The following is a 13,201-nucleotide window of genomic DNA, read 5'->3' on the forward strand; positions in this document are numbered from 1 at the left end:
ATACGCCTGAATAAACGGGTGGCGAGCGCCTTCGATTATTTCAACCATAATTCGATTTATTAACCAAACCATTAACCTGAAAATGAGTGAACACCGAAAGCAAAATGATCATTAACATTATTATTCAATAAGTTAATTAATAAAACCCATCCTGATTGTTATCAAAATGATACCAGAAGAGACATTATTAAAATTCGTTAATTTTCAGAAAATCAATTTCATTGACGAAAAACATTATCATTGACTAATAGTATTAATAAACAATTACTTAAAATAAATACGTTATTCTATCCATTATACGATTATTAATTATTCTTCATTAAAATGATGAGTATTGCGCCGCGACTACCAGCGCCTGCCCCAGCGACAACCCGCCGTCGCCAGCGGGCAGCCGTTTGGGTTGCAGCACCCTTAGCCCATGCAGTTGCCGATGCAACAATACGCAGAGCAGGCGGTTGTGCATCACACCGCCAGACAACACAACCGTATTGATGCCATGCTGCTTTGCCGCTTGCCGGGCCAAAGCGGCAAATCCCTCGGCTAAAGCATGATGGAAAGCATAGGCTCTGTCGGCAGGGGCGGCCCGATAGGCCAACCACTGTTGCCAGAAGACCGCCAGATCCAGCTTGCCGTCAGCCAGTACAGGCAGCGTTACCGGCGGTTGGCGCTGCCGGCTCCGCCATGCCAGCGACTCCAGCCAGCAGGCGGCTTCCCCTTCCCAGCTTTGCGCCGGGGCGGAGAAACCCGTCGCCGCGGCGACGGCATCAAATAATCGACCGGCAGATGAGGCCAGCGGAGCATTAATCCCTCGTTCAACGGCCTTACTGAGCAGGATGGCGGAATCTGCCGGGATCGCCGCCGCCTCCGGCAGTGATGCCCAGTCAGGCACAAACCGCAGCCACTGCGCCAGCAGGTTGCGCCACGGCTGGCGCGCCGCCAGATCGCCGCCGGGCAGGGCGACGGCTGGTAATCCGCCGAGATGCCGACAGTGGGCATAATCCACCAGCAAACACTCCCCGCCCCACCACTGGCCGTCGGCGCCAAAGCCAATGCCATCCAGCGTCAGACCAATAACTGGCCCGGCATCACGCGCCCATTGATGCTCCGCCAGACAAGAAACGATATGGGCATGGTGATGCAACACTTCAATGCAGGGGAGCTGCCGCTGGTCGGCCAGTTCCTTACCCAAACGATGGCTGACATAACCGGGGTGCGCATCAACCACCACCGCGTTAGGGGTAAAACGGTAAATATCTTCAAACAGCGCAATGGCATGGTGGTATTGCTGTTCGATATCGCTGTCAGCCAGATCGCCAAGATGTTGGCTGACAATGGCATTCTCATCACGCAACAGGCAAAAGGTATTTTTTAAATCAGCGCCCATAGCCAGTAGCGCAGGCTGCTTTGCAAAGCCCGGCGGCAACGGCACGGCATCCGGCACGTAACCACGCGCCCGGCGCAGCATTTCCGCCTTATTGTCATGCAACCTGACCAGCGAGTCATCAGCCCGTTGCACAATATCCCGATTATGCAGTAACCACCAATCGGCGATACCGTTAAGCTGATCCGTCGCCTGTAAATTGGTCAGCGCTGGCGGCTTACCACTGACATTACCGGACGTCATCACCAGCGGCAGCTTAACCTGTGCCAGCAACAGATGTTGTAAAGGGTTGGCGGGCAGCATCAGCCCGACTTCACACAAACCGGGGGCTATCGCCTCAGACAGCGGGCCATCCTGACGCCAGGGCAGCAGGACAATCGGCGCGGCGATACTTTTCAGTAATCTCAGCGCCGCAGGAATATCCGCCACAGTAGAGCATTGCTCAAGCCATCCGGCATCCGGCAACATCACGGCCAATGGCTTACCGGGACGATGCTTACGCTGACGCAGGCGTTGAACGGCCTGGCAATGGGTGGCATCGCAAGCCAGATGAAAGCCGCCAATTCCTTTAATAGCGACGATTTGCCCTGCCAGTAAGGCACCAGCGGCCTGGCGAATGGCTTCATCCCCCTCGGCCTGTCGCACCATTGATTGATCCTCCAGCCAGACCTGCGGGCCGCACTGCGGACATGCATTGGGCTGGGCATGAAAACGCCGATCAGTCGGCTGCTGATACTCAGTCAGGCATTGAGGACACAGCGGGAAAGCGGCCATTGAGGTGAACGGGCGGTCATAAGGCATCCGGCGGATAATGGTAAAGCGGGGGCCGCAATGGGTACAGTTGATAAACGGGTAGTGATAACGGCGATCCGCGGGATCATACAGTTCATGCAGACATTCCTCACAGGTGGCGGCATCCGGCACCACCTGCGTATCCATCTGCCCGCTACCGCTGTGTTCAATCACAAAAGCACAAGGCACGGACGGCCACTGCCACGGTTGGCAGGCAATACTGTCGATAAGCGCCAGCGGCGGGCACATGACCGGTAACTCGGTAATAAAGCGTTCAATATTTTCCGACTGATAGAGGCGAATCAGCACCCCGGCACTGTCATTGCTGACAGTGCCGCACAGTTTCAGCCGATGCGCCAGTTGCCAGACATAAGGCCGGAACCCCACCCCCTGCACTTTGCCCTTTACGCGGATCTGAACGCCGTTGCTGATTACACTGCTCACGCGGACATATATCCCTTTTTATGCACTAAAGGTGTAAATTTCGTGCGCCATAATTCCGCCATTTTTATGCTATCACGTAGCACGCGCCCGACGCAGGGTGGTTCAAACGCCACCACCCTCCGAACCCGGGCTTCTGGCTGAAATCACGCCGCTAGCGCGGTTCCTTCGGCGGTCGCCCCCTTTTCCGAACCGCCAGTGACGCGTTCCAGACGCGGCACTGGCTTGAGCCGCATCCCTGCGGCTCATTCGTGGGATCGCCCACCTCAGCGTAATTTCTTACGCCATAGGGTGAACGGTTTAAATGCTGAATTTATCACGCCGCTACGCCTAGCAAATTCTCGGCATTGGCTCGTTATGCGGTAAATCCAGCAGCCGGGACGCGCCGAACACCCCGTACAGGCGTACCTGTTGCTTTTCCGTCACTGAACCGATGGTTGCCGCATCACGGCCCAACGGGTGGGTACGCAGCGCGGCCAATACGGCGCTTTCCGCCTCGGCGGACACCACCAGCACCAGTTTGCCTTCATTGGCAAAGTTCAGCGCTTCCAGCCCTAATATCTCGCAAATACCGCGCACCGCCTGCTTCATCGGCAAGGCGCTTTCGTGGATTTCCATCCCGTAACCGCTGGCCTGCGCGTACTCATGCAGAATAGCCGTCACTCCGCCACGCGTCGCATCACGCAGTGCGCGCACGCCTTCAATTTCACGCAACGGTGCAATCAACGGCGCCAGCACCGCACAGTCGCTGGTGAGTTCCGCTTCCAACCCTAGTTGTTCTCGCAGGTTAAGAATGGTAGCGCCATGATCGCCCAGCGTACCGCTGACGATAATTTTATCACCCGGACGAATCTCCCCCGTCCCCCAGTGAATCTCCGTCGGGATCACGCCAATCCCGGCGGTATTGATAAAAATCTTGTCGGCTGCGCCGCGTGGCACCACTTTGGTGTCGCCGGTAACGATTTGTATCCCGGCGTCGCGCGAGGTTTGCGCCATAGATTGCACTATCCGCAACAGATCGGCGCCGGGAAACCCCTCTTCAATAATAAAACCGCAGGAAAGATAGCGCGGCGCGGCCCCGCTGACCGCAATATCATTCGCCGTGCCGCAAACCGCTAATTTACCAATATCCCCACCGGGGAAAAAAATAGGATCGATAACGTAACTGTCGGTGGTGAACGCCAGCCGATCGCCCTGTTGCGTCAATGGCGCCAGCGGCAGTCTTGCTTGATCTTCCCGCTGCCCCAACAGCGGATTGTCAAACGCCTGCAAAAACAGTTGTTCAATCAACTGCTGCATTGCCCGGCCACCGCTGCCATGCGCCAGGGTAATTTCTTTTGGCTGTATCGTATTACTCATTCAGGCGCACTCCCGCCGATACTGATAATAAGCCGCACACGCGCCTTCGGAAGACACCATCAGCGCCCCTATCGCATTTTGCGGGGTACAGCGTTGGGCAAATAGCGGGCAATCCGCCGGTTTGCAACGCCCGGTCAGCACCTCGCCACAGCGCGAATCTGGTTCATCGGCAACACGCTGCTGCTGTGGGTTAAAACGGCGTTCTGCATCAAAGGCGGCATAGGCCTGGCGCAGTTGCATCCCGGAATCGGCTATTTCGCCCAAACCACGCCATTCACTGCTGGACTTGGTTTCAAACACCTCGTCCATTGCCTGCTGCGCCAGCAGATTACCGCTGTCCGGCACGATACGCCGGTACTGGTTTTCCACCTCACAGCGCGCATCGTGAAGCTGGCTGACCAGCATCAGCAACGCTTGCAGAATATCCAGCGGTTCGAACCCGGTCACCACAAAAGGTTTATGAAACCGATCGCATAACGGCTGATAAGGATAAGCGCCAATGACCATACTCACGTGACCCGGCGCCAGAAAACCGTCAATACGCAAATCGGGCTGTTGCAACAGGCTCTTCAGCGTTGGAATAATGGTGATGTGCTGACAAAACAGGGTGAAATTGGGGATGTTGCGGCGTTTGGCCTGTTGCAGCGTCAGCGCCGTACTTGGCATGGTGGTTTCGAATCCCAAACCGAAAAAGACCACCTGACGATGCGGATTTTTTTCCGCCAGCGCCAGCGCATCCAGCGGTGAATAAACCATGCGGATATCCGCGCCATGACGGCGCGCATCCTGCAACGAACCATGACGTCCCGGCACACGCATAGCGTCGCCAAAAGTACAGAAAATCACCTCGGGATGCGACGCAATTTCCAGACAGGCATCAATGCGTCCCATTGGCAGCACGCAAACCGGGCAGCCCGGCCCGTGCACAAATTCAATTTCCGGCGGGAGCAGGCGGTCCAGCCCAAATTTGAAAATGGCGTGAGTATGACCGCCGCAAACCTCCATCAATTGCAGCGGGCGTTCACGCAACTGCGGCATGCTAACTACCAGCGCCCGAATACGATACAGTAACGCTTTTGCCAGTTCAGGATCGCGAAATTCATCAACGTACTGCATAATCGGCTCCGGTTTGTCGCATCTCATCCCGCTCCAGCCCAACAGCCTGCATCGACTGTAACGCCGCCAGCGTATCCTGAGCTTCCTGTTCATCCAGCAGACTCATGGCAAAACCAACATGCACCAGCACCCATTGACCGACCAGATCGGCAGTAGGGCCTTCACACACCAGCGCGATATTCACCGAGCGCTGTACGCCACAGACATCAACATACGCGGGTTGGTGGATATCATCACCGACGGAAACCACCTTACCCGGAATGCCTAAGCACATAGCTGTGCCTCCAACCAACCGAGCCATTCATCCATCCCTTCGCCGCTGCGGGCGGATAACGCAATCACCTGAATGTCCGGGTTAACGCGCCGGGCATTTGCCACACAGGCTTCCAGACTGAAATCCAGATACGGCAACAGATCAATTTTATTGATAATCATCAATGAGGCAGCGGCAAACATATGGGGATATTTTAACGGCTTATCTTCGCCCTCCGTCACTGAAAGCACAGCAATCTTGGCGCGTTCGCCCAGATCGAACCCTGCCGGGCATACCAGATTGCCGACGTTCTCGATAAACAGCAGACTGTTTTCCGCCAGTGGCAGACGGTGAGCCGCGTCATGCACCATTTGCGCATCCAAATGGCACCCTTTACCGGTATTTACCTGAATAGCCGCAACGCCGGTCGCCCGAATGCGCTCGGCATCATGGGTGGTTTGTTGATCGCCTTCGATCACTGCGCAGGGAACCCGCTGGCTGATGTGATTCAGCGTGGCGGTTAACAATGTAGTTTTACCGGAACCGGGGCTGGAAACCAGGTTCAGCGCCAGAATATTCCGGGCGTTAAAATGCTCCCGGTTATGCTCCGCCAGATGGTTATTCTTGCTCAGTACGTCCATTTCAATCTGTAGCAAACGCTGCTGGCCGACGCCCGGCGCATGAGTTCCCGCCTCGCCATGTCCGTAATGCAGATCCTGCTCATTGACCTCAGGCTGAAAGGTAACCGCGTCTTCTTTAGATGCGACGCGTTTTTCCCCCGCTTTCCCCTTAGGCGGCAGCGCGTAGTAATGATTATGGACATCACCATGATAATGGTGGTGATGAATGATCATGCAGCGGATCTTTTTTTTGCCGCCGTGATGATGGGCATGGCTATGCTGGTGGTCATGCCCGTGTTCATGATGATGGTGATCGTGATGATGGTCATGCTCTTGAGAATGCTCGTCACCCTCAATTCTGCTTTCCCCTTCACCGCAACCGCATGTAGTACACATAGGGATCTCCTCGGTTTAGAACCGTTGTTACTCCACCGCCAACTGCTTGATTTGCAGGCTGTCGCCGTCGTCAACGCGCAGATTGTAGCTGCCGCATTGCGGACACCCGGCGCCGTGCTCAACCACATCCACCACGTCGCTGCACTCCCAGCACCAGGCTTTTGCCGGTCGCACCACAACGTGCAATTCGCATCCTTCCGCCAGCGTCTGTCGGCAGACGGACTCAAAACAAAAACGCAAGGCGCTTTCCTCAATACAGGAAAGCGCGCCGATTTCCAGCCAAACAGCCGTCACCCGCCGGGCATGATGCTGACGGGCCTGCCGCTCAATCAGTTCCAGAGCGCTATAACACATGGAAATTTCATGCATGGCGCTCGCTCCTGTTGCGGCTAAACAGTGTGCGACGGCTGATATTCTGCGGGGCATCAGCATTCGCGACGGGGAACGACAACGCCATTTTCGCGCTCTGCTCCGCCAGTGAAAGCGCTTGCTCCCCACTCATGTTGCTATCGATCGGCGACATTAACGAACAGGACAGATACTGTCTCCCTGACATCTCGCCCACGATAAACGTCACATTACCGCAGGGTAACGCCAGCGCCAGACGATCGGCCAGGGGTCTCACCGGCCAAACCTGCCGTGGCCCCGGCAATACCAGCAAACTCATCATCCACGGCGTCAGCAGGCAACCTATCCACTGTTGCTCAAACAGAGTAAAGCCACAGGCTTTGACCGGAATACCTTCACGATAAAAAGGCAGTGTCTGCATCTTTTCACGGGCGATCTGAGAGAAAATGGCCTCCAGCCAGGCCATCGGATGTTCATCATCATGGCGGATAATCGGTAACGATTCTTTGCGATCGCCCGGTATCTCGTTCAGATAGCTAACAGCGGATTGGTCACTCACCACAGACCTCACATTGTTCACGGTCGCTGACGGTGATGCCGCTTTGCCGAAGCGCCATAATAATCTGCTGTAAAGCCGGATCTATCGCCCGCTTGATGGTGGCCGTCAGACCAATATGCACATCCAGCGACTCAGGCTCCACACCGACCAGCGTCAGCTTACGCGGAAATTCATCCGTCAACCGTAGCGCCATCAGCACATCCGACAATCCTAACTGGTGCGGGGAAATCTTACGGGTGAACAACGCAGGCACTTCGCTATCGCGCAACACCGCCACGTTACCCGGCGCCTGCCCTGTCAACACGGCATCCGCCACGATCAGGTGATCGCGCCCGGCCATCGCGTCCATAAGTTCCATCCCTGACGTGCCGCCATCAACGATGTCGATTTGCGGTGAAAAGGTATAACGCTGTGCTAACGCCTCAATAATGCGCACGCCAACGGCTTCATCACTCAGCAGCAGATTACCGATCCCCAGCACCAGTATATTCATCACAGCACCTTAACCCGGGTCACTTCACTGCCGCTTACCGTATCCACAATATGCACCGCACAGGACATGCAGGGATCAAAAGAGTGAATAGTACGTACCACTTCCAGCGGTTTATGAGGATCAGCAATCGGCGTACCGACCAGCGACTGCTCGTAAGGGCCGGGAACGCCGTCAAAATTACGCGGCCCGGATGTCCAGGTAGAGGGGACAACCGCCTGATAATTGGTGATTTTACCGTTTTTAAACACGATCCAGTGCGACAACATACCTCGCGGCATTTCGCCAAAACCGACACCGCGGAACTCGATATCCGGCGAAAAGTCGGGCTTGAGAAAGGTCTGATGATCGCCCTTGCCGATATTCGTCACCAGCGCCTGCCATTGCTGCGCCAGCGTATCTTTCAGTACGCAGCAGTGCACCGTACGGCCAATCACTCGGCCCAACGTGGAGTGCAGATGTTCTGTTGCCAGCGTGTTGCCGGTCAGTTTCTGGTAGGCCGCGCCGACCTGGGCATAATGTGCCGCCGTGTCTTTATGTTTGGCAGCCAGACTGCACAGCAGCCACGCCAGCGGCCCTACTTCAACCGTCTTGCCGTAGAAGGTCGGCGCTTTAACCCAGGAGTATTTGCCGTCATCCTGCCAGCCGGTGTAATTCGGACGCGTCAATCCTTCCCACGGCGCCAGCGGTTCATCGTCCTGATACCAGGCATGTTTGCCGCTTTCTTCAATCCCTTCAATCAAGAATTTATCGCTATGGCTGGTAATCGGGCGATATTTGGCAAAATCGCCATTTTCCAGATACCCGCCAGCCAACAGGAAGCTGCCGCCCTGGTTATCGGTTGGCAGTTCAGGCACGCTGAGATAGTGATCGGCGCCTTTACCCAGACTCAACCAGTCAGGATAGTGGGCGGCAATCACCGCGCAATCCACTTTATAAACCTGTTCGATAAAGTCGCTCAGACGATCGATAAACGATTTCACATACATCAGGCGTTCCAGATTTAGCACGCTGGGCGCATCCAAATTGATCGGGTTCGCCACGCCGCCTACCGCCAGGTTCTGGATGTGCGGCGTTTTGCCGCCAAGGATCGCCACGATACGGTTGGCATCACGCTGACACTCCAGTGCCTGTAGATAGTGCGCAACCGCAATCAGGTTAACTTCCGGCGGCAGGGCCATTGCCGGATGCCCCCAATAACCGTTGGCGAAAATCCCCAACTGGCCGCTGGCCACCAACTCTTTCAGCTTTTGCTGTACTTTAGTAAATTCCGCGGCATTATTCAGCGGCCAGTCAGACAACCCTTTCAGCAAGGCCTCCGCTTTTTGCGGGGAGGCGTTAATGGCCGAGGTGACGTCAACCCAGTCCAGCTCAGAGAGCTGATAGAAGTGAACAATATGGTCATGGATGCTGTGCGCCGCCAGAATCAGGTTGCGGATATACTGCGCATTGACCGGAACATTCAACTGCAATGCATTCTCTACCGCACGAACGGACGCAATGGCATGTACCGTGGTGCAAACGCCACAGATACGTTGCACAATCATCCAGGCATCACGCGGATCCTGACCTTTAACGATTTCTTCCATCCCACGCCACATGGTGCCGGACGACCAGGCCTTGGTGACTTTCCCCTGTTCAATTTCGCAATCAATGCGCAGGTGCCCTTCAATGCGGGTAATAGGATCAATGGTGATGCGTTGGCTCATGCTTTACCTCGGCCTGATAATTCTTATGAACGCCTTCCAGCGCGGGAAGTACCGGCAGCAGCCGAATTAACAAGATATATGCACAGACTTCAATCGCCACAAAACCGATGGAAATCAGCACTTCCGCTGCGGTAGGGAAATAGTGATAGCCGCCGCCGGGATTGAACGCCAGCAGGGAATAACTCAGCCGCCACAGCGCAGCGCCGAACAACATACTCAGCGCCCCCAAAAACAGCAGACGTGAATCATTACGGCAGTATTTGAAACGGAACATAAGCAGCGGGAACAGCATCAACGCGGCTTCACACCAGAACGTGATGGCAAAGCGATCGAACCTAAGCAGATACCCTGCTTTGTCATGCCAGATAATCTCGCCGAAGCGCACCACCACAAACAGCAGCAGAAACACCTGAATGATTTGCGTCAGACGAGCAAACAGGTGTTTTTCGTCTGGCCCACGGCCTTTCAGCCCGGCCTGCACCAGCGAACCTTCAAACATCACAATCGAAAAACCCATGATGAATGCCGTCAGCAGCGACAACAACGGCAATAGCTCATAGCTCTGCCACAGCGGATGAACTTTATATCCGGCGGAAATCATCAGCGAACCCATTGATGACTGGTGCATGGTTGGCAACAACGCACCCAGTGCGATAAAAAAGAACATCACTTTATTTAATCGTTTAAGTGATACCTTCCACCCCATGCGTTCACATATCGCCGGCGCGAACTCCAGCGCCATCACGCCGATATAAATCGACATACAGACAGCGGTTTCAAACAGCACCGAGGAAGTATTAAAGAAACCGGGAATAAAGAAGTACGGAATATTCCAGTAACGCCCGACGTCAATGGTGATCGACAACCCCCCCAGCGAATAGCCGAACAGACTGGCTAACAGCGCCGGACGAACCAGCGGATGGTATTCACCGCGGTTAAACACATACACCGCCCAGGCCAGCGCCCAGCCACCGCAGGCAAAACCGGTGCCCACCAGCAGATCGAAGGCGATCCAGATCCCCCAGGGATAGCCGCCGTTTAGTGCCGCAACCGAGCCGAGACCAAACACCAAACGTTTCAGGATCAGCACCGCGCATAGCATGACAAACGGCGCCAACAACATCACCGGCCAACTGACCAGACGCCCACCTAATGGGCTTGCTTTATGCGCCGTCATGATTGTTCTCCTGTTTCTTCTCAGCATGGGTCTCATTCGACGGGCGATCGTCGTGTTCAAGCCGGTCTGCGCGGGTGTTTCGATGCACCAGCACGGACAAACCCGCTAATACCGCCAGCGGCAACACCATGCCTTTGTACAGCGTGTGCTGAATATGCTCAGAACGCGCGCCGGTGGAAAGTTCGGCCAGTTCAGGCAGGTCAAGATTCTGATGAGGCACCCCCGCCAGCACCAATACCTGCGTACCGCCCGCTTCTTTCTCGCCATAAACATGCTGCTCGTATTTCGGCACCGTATGCAGATACGTGTCTTTTTTTGCCAGCGACTGCCGCGGATAGCGATATTCGTCGCCAGCCTGCAACGACAAACGGTGTTTGGCTTCGGATAACAGCGCTTCACGGGTGCCGAAAATCACCGCCCCGGTAGGGCAGACGTCAACGCACCCCGGCAAACCGCCTTTGTCCAACCGTTCCAGCCCCGGCTGATTACACAGCTCGCATTTATGCAACTTGCCGAACGGGTCTTCATAATCGTATTTGGGAATATTGAACGGACAGGCCACCATGCAGTAGCGGCAACCGGTACAAACACTGGCGTCATAGTGGATCACGCCGGTTTTGGCATCTTTCTTCAGTGCAGAAACCGGGCAGACCGATACGCAGTTGGGATCGACACAGTGCATACACTGCTTTTTGATGTAGGCGTAACCGTTGTCCACCTGATCCTTGTTTTTCCCATCGCCGGAACTCCACACCTGAATGATGTTGTTGGTGTAAGGGCTGAGTTTATCGTTGTTTGACCAGATGGCATCGCCGCCTGCATAGATCTTGCTGTCCGGATTATAAGCCAGCTTATTGAGCTGTTGGCATTCGCTGACACACGCCTGACAGCCGACACACAGCGTTGAGTCGTAAAGCATTCCCAACGCCCCGGGAATCGGCGGTTTGTTGGTTGCCGCGGTATAACCCGTCAGGGGTGTACCGGCCAGCAACGCGCCGGCGGAAGCCAGCTTGAAAAAATTGCGTCTGTTCACGGTTTAACCCTCCCGGGATGCGTTTCCGGCGTCCTGCTGGCTCTGTTTTTTCTGACGACCCAACTCACGCACGGTCATTAGGCTGACTCCGCCTACCACGCCAAGCACACCGCCGATCAACCCTGTCGCCGTGGCTGAAATCTGCCCGCCTTCCGGGTTATGAATGGCCGGTTTTTCCGCCCGCGGCGTTGGATTTTCCACATTCGCCAGTTGGAAAATCCCCTTGGTAAAGCCGATACCTTTCTCGTTGCAGCCATAGCAAGGGTGCCCGATACCGACCGGCCAGATACCGCCGCCGACGTCACAGAACTCCAGCGTCGGGCAATTGCCATAGGTTTCAGGCCCTTTACAGCCCAGATGGTAGAGACACCAGCCCTGACGATGCCCTTCATCACCGAACTCTTTGGCAAAACGACCGGCGTCAAAATGCGGACGGCGCTCGCAGTTTTCGTGGATCAAGCGCCCGTAGGCGAAGGTCGGCCTGCCCTGACTATCCAGCGCGGGCGGGCGTTGATAAGTGATGATGTGAGCGACGGTAGCCAGAAAGTTGTGTGGATTCGGCGGGCAGCCGGGGATATTAATCACCGTTTTTCCCGGTAAGACATCTTGCAGGCTGACGGCGCCGGTCGGGTTACTGCCCGCCGCCGGGACGCCGCCCCAGGCCGAACAGGAACCGATGGCAATGATGGCGGCGGCATGTTCCGCCGTTTCCCGAATATGTTCGACTATCGGTTTGCCGGCCACCATGCAGTAGATACCGCCGTCTTTAATGGGTATCGAGCCGTCCACCACCAGCACGTATTTCCCTTTGTATTGCTCAATGGCACGATGTTTATTTTCCTCTGCCTGTTCACCAAAAGCGGCAGAGAGCACTTCGTGATATTCCAGCGAGATGGTATCTAACAGCAGATTCTCAATGGTGGGATGCGTCGCCCGTAGCAGAGACTCCGTACACCCGGTACATTCCTGCGCGCCAATCCAGATAACGGGCGGGCGCTGCGTGGAACTGATTGACTGAGCAATTTCCGCCACAGCGGAATCCGCCAACCCCATTGATGCCGCCAGTGCTGCACATAACTTCATAAAATCACGGCGATTAACCCCGTGATGGGAAAGCATTACATTTTCCCCACTCATTTTTATTATTCTCCTGTACCCAAACGGAGGAACACACAATATGTGTAGGGATATGGTAAGGAGCAAATTAATTTAACAGACTTGATCTTCATCAATCGCTGGGGCAATAGATTTCTGATTTTTGTAATAACTGTGACTTTATACGCACGGAATCTATTTAAATGAACATTTCTATTGTTTAGATGAGAAATAATCGCAATAACGACTATATATTAGCATTATATTTATTTTTAATTAGCCAGATCGATTAATCACCGGGCGTAATCATTTAATTAATCACATTAATATCATGATATATAATAATTTTTTTACAAAAATCATTGTTTATTTTTATTTATTCACTAAATCGTAAATGTTAATTTTTGATCTTTCTGAATTATCAGTCAAATT

General features: G+C 54.6%; 12 protein-coding genes. All 12 read right to left on the reverse strand.

Annotated features, from left to right (window positions below; genetic code table 11):
• Window positions 1–319: 319 nt before the first annotated feature.
• The 12 genes from hypF to hybO all read right to left on the reverse strand — a co-directional run bounded on the left by hypF (window position 320) and on the right by hybO (window position 12,811).
• Window positions 320–2,617, reverse strand: coding sequence for a carbamoyltransferase HypF (gene hypF / locus BIY29_RS18685; RefSeq protein ID WP_121576535.1), 2,298 nt, complete (start codon window positions 2,615–2,617; stop codon window positions 320–322).
• 327 nt (window positions 2,618–2,944) lie between these two features.
• Entirely contained in the window at window positions 2,945–3,973 is a 1,029-nt protein-coding gene (gene hypE / locus BIY29_RS18690) for a hydrogenase expression/formation protein HypE (protein ID WP_121576536.1), read from the reverse strand.
• Complete coding sequence (gene hypD / locus BIY29_RS18695; protein WP_121576537.1) at window positions 3,974–5,089, reverse strand: hydrogenase formation protein HypD; 1,116 nt, start codon at window positions 5,087–5,089, stop codon at window positions 3,974–3,976.
• Window positions 5,076–5,363 carry a hydrogenase maturation factor HybG gene (gene hybG, locus BIY29_RS18700; RefSeq protein ID WP_121576538.1) on the reverse strand — a complete coding sequence of 96 codons (288 nt, stop codon included), beginning with the start codon at window positions 5,361–5,363 and terminating at the stop codon, window positions 5,076–5,078. Before hybG ends, hypD begins: the two co-directional genes overlap by 14 nt.
• Window positions 5,354–6,358 (reverse strand): hydrogenase nickel incorporation protein HypB, encoded by a 1,005-nt coding sequence (hypB, locus tag BIY29_RS18705; RefSeq protein WP_121576539.1) that lies wholly within the window; start codon window positions 6,356–6,358, stop codon window positions 5,354–5,356. The genes hybG and hypB overlap by 10 nt, the downstream gene beginning before the upstream one ends.
• A gap of 27 nt (window positions 6,359–6,385) precedes the next feature.
• Complete coding sequence (gene hypA, locus BIY29_RS18710; protein ID WP_121576540.1) at window positions 6,386–6,727, reverse strand: hydrogenase maturation nickel metallochaperone HypA; 342 nt, start codon at window positions 6,725–6,727, stop codon at window positions 6,386–6,388.
• Window positions 6,720–7,172: a hydrogenase-2 assembly chaperone gene (gene hybE / locus BIY29_RS18715; RefSeq protein WP_121576546.1), complete on the reverse strand. Its 453-nt coding sequence runs from the start codon at window positions 7,170–7,172 to the stop codon at window positions 6,720–6,722. Before hybE ends, hypA begins: the two co-directional genes overlap by 8 nt.
• Before the next feature lie 85 nt (window positions 7,173–7,257).
• Complete coding sequence (locus tag BIY29_RS18720; protein WP_121576541.1) at window positions 7,258–7,758, reverse strand: HyaD/HybD family hydrogenase maturation endopeptidase; 501 nt, start codon at window positions 7,756–7,758, stop codon at window positions 7,258–7,260.
• Complete coding sequence (hybC, locus tag BIY29_RS18725; RefSeq protein WP_121576542.1) at window positions 7,758–9,464, reverse strand: hydrogenase 2 large subunit; 1,707 nt, start codon at window positions 9,462–9,464, stop codon at window positions 7,758–7,760. Before hybC ends, BIY29_RS18720 begins: the two co-directional genes overlap by 1 nt.
• Window positions 9,442–10,641, reverse strand: a complete 1,200-nt coding sequence (hybB, locus tag BIY29_RS18730) for a Ni/Fe-hydrogenase cytochrome b subunit (protein WP_121576543.1) — start codon at window positions 10,639–10,641, stop codon at window positions 9,442–9,444. Before hybB ends, hybC begins: the two co-directional genes overlap by 23 nt.
• Window positions 10,628–11,674 carry a hydrogenase 2 operon protein HybA gene (gene hybA / locus BIY29_RS18735; protein WP_121576544.1) on the reverse strand — a complete coding sequence of 349 codons (1,047 nt, stop codon included), beginning with the start codon at window positions 11,672–11,674 and terminating at the stop codon, window positions 10,628–10,630. Before hybA ends, hybB begins: the two co-directional genes overlap by 14 nt.
• 3 nt (window positions 11,675–11,677) lie before the next feature.
• Window positions 11,678–12,811 (reverse strand): hydrogenase 2 small subunit, encoded by a 1,134-nt coding sequence (gene hybO / locus BIY29_RS18740; protein ID WP_121576545.1) that lies wholly within the window; start codon window positions 12,809–12,811, stop codon window positions 11,678–11,680.
• Window positions 12,812–13,201 lie beyond the last annotated feature (390 nt).

The sequence above is a fragment of the Brenneria alni genome, assembly GCF_003666245.1.
Taxonomy (GTDB): Bacteria; Pseudomonadota; Gammaproteobacteria; order Enterobacterales; family Enterobacteriaceae; genus Brenneria; species Brenneria alni.

Coding starts and splice junctions, on each gene's coding strand:
- hybB (WP_121576543.1), bottom strand. CDS start 10,641: ATGACGGCGCATAAAGCAAGCCCATTAGGTGGGCGTCTGGTCAGTTGG.
- hybE (WP_121576546.1), bottom strand. CDS start 7,172: ATGGCCTGGCTGGAGGCCATTTTCTCTCAGATCGCCCGTGAAAAGATG.
- BIY29_RS18720 (WP_121576541.1), bottom strand. CDS start 7,758: ATGAATATACTGGTGCTGGGGATCGGTAATCTGCTGCTGAGTGATGAA.
- hypE (WP_121576536.1), bottom strand. CDS start 3,973: ATGAGTAATACGATACAGCCAAAAGAAATTACCCTGGCGCATGGCAGC.
- hypB (WP_121576539.1), bottom strand. CDS start 6,358: ATGTGTACTACATGCGGTTGCGGTGAAGGGGAAAGCAGAATTGAGGGT.
- hybO (WP_121576545.1), bottom strand. CDS start 12,811: ATGAGTGGGGAAAATGTAATGCTTTCCCATCACGGGGTTAATCGCCGT.
- hypA (WP_121576540.1), bottom strand. CDS start 6,727: ATGCATGAAATTTCCATGTGTTATAGCGCTCTGGAACTGATTGAGCGG.
- hybC (WP_121576542.1), bottom strand. CDS start 9,464: ATGAGCCAACGCATCACCATTGATCCTATTACCCGCATTGAAGGGCAC.
- hypD (WP_121576537.1), bottom strand. CDS start 5,089: ATGCAGTACGTTGATGAATTTCGCGATCCTGAACTGGCAAAAGCGTTA.
- hybG (WP_121576538.1), bottom strand. CDS start 5,363: ATGTGCTTAGGCATTCCGGGTAAGGTGGTTTCCGTCGGTGATGATATC.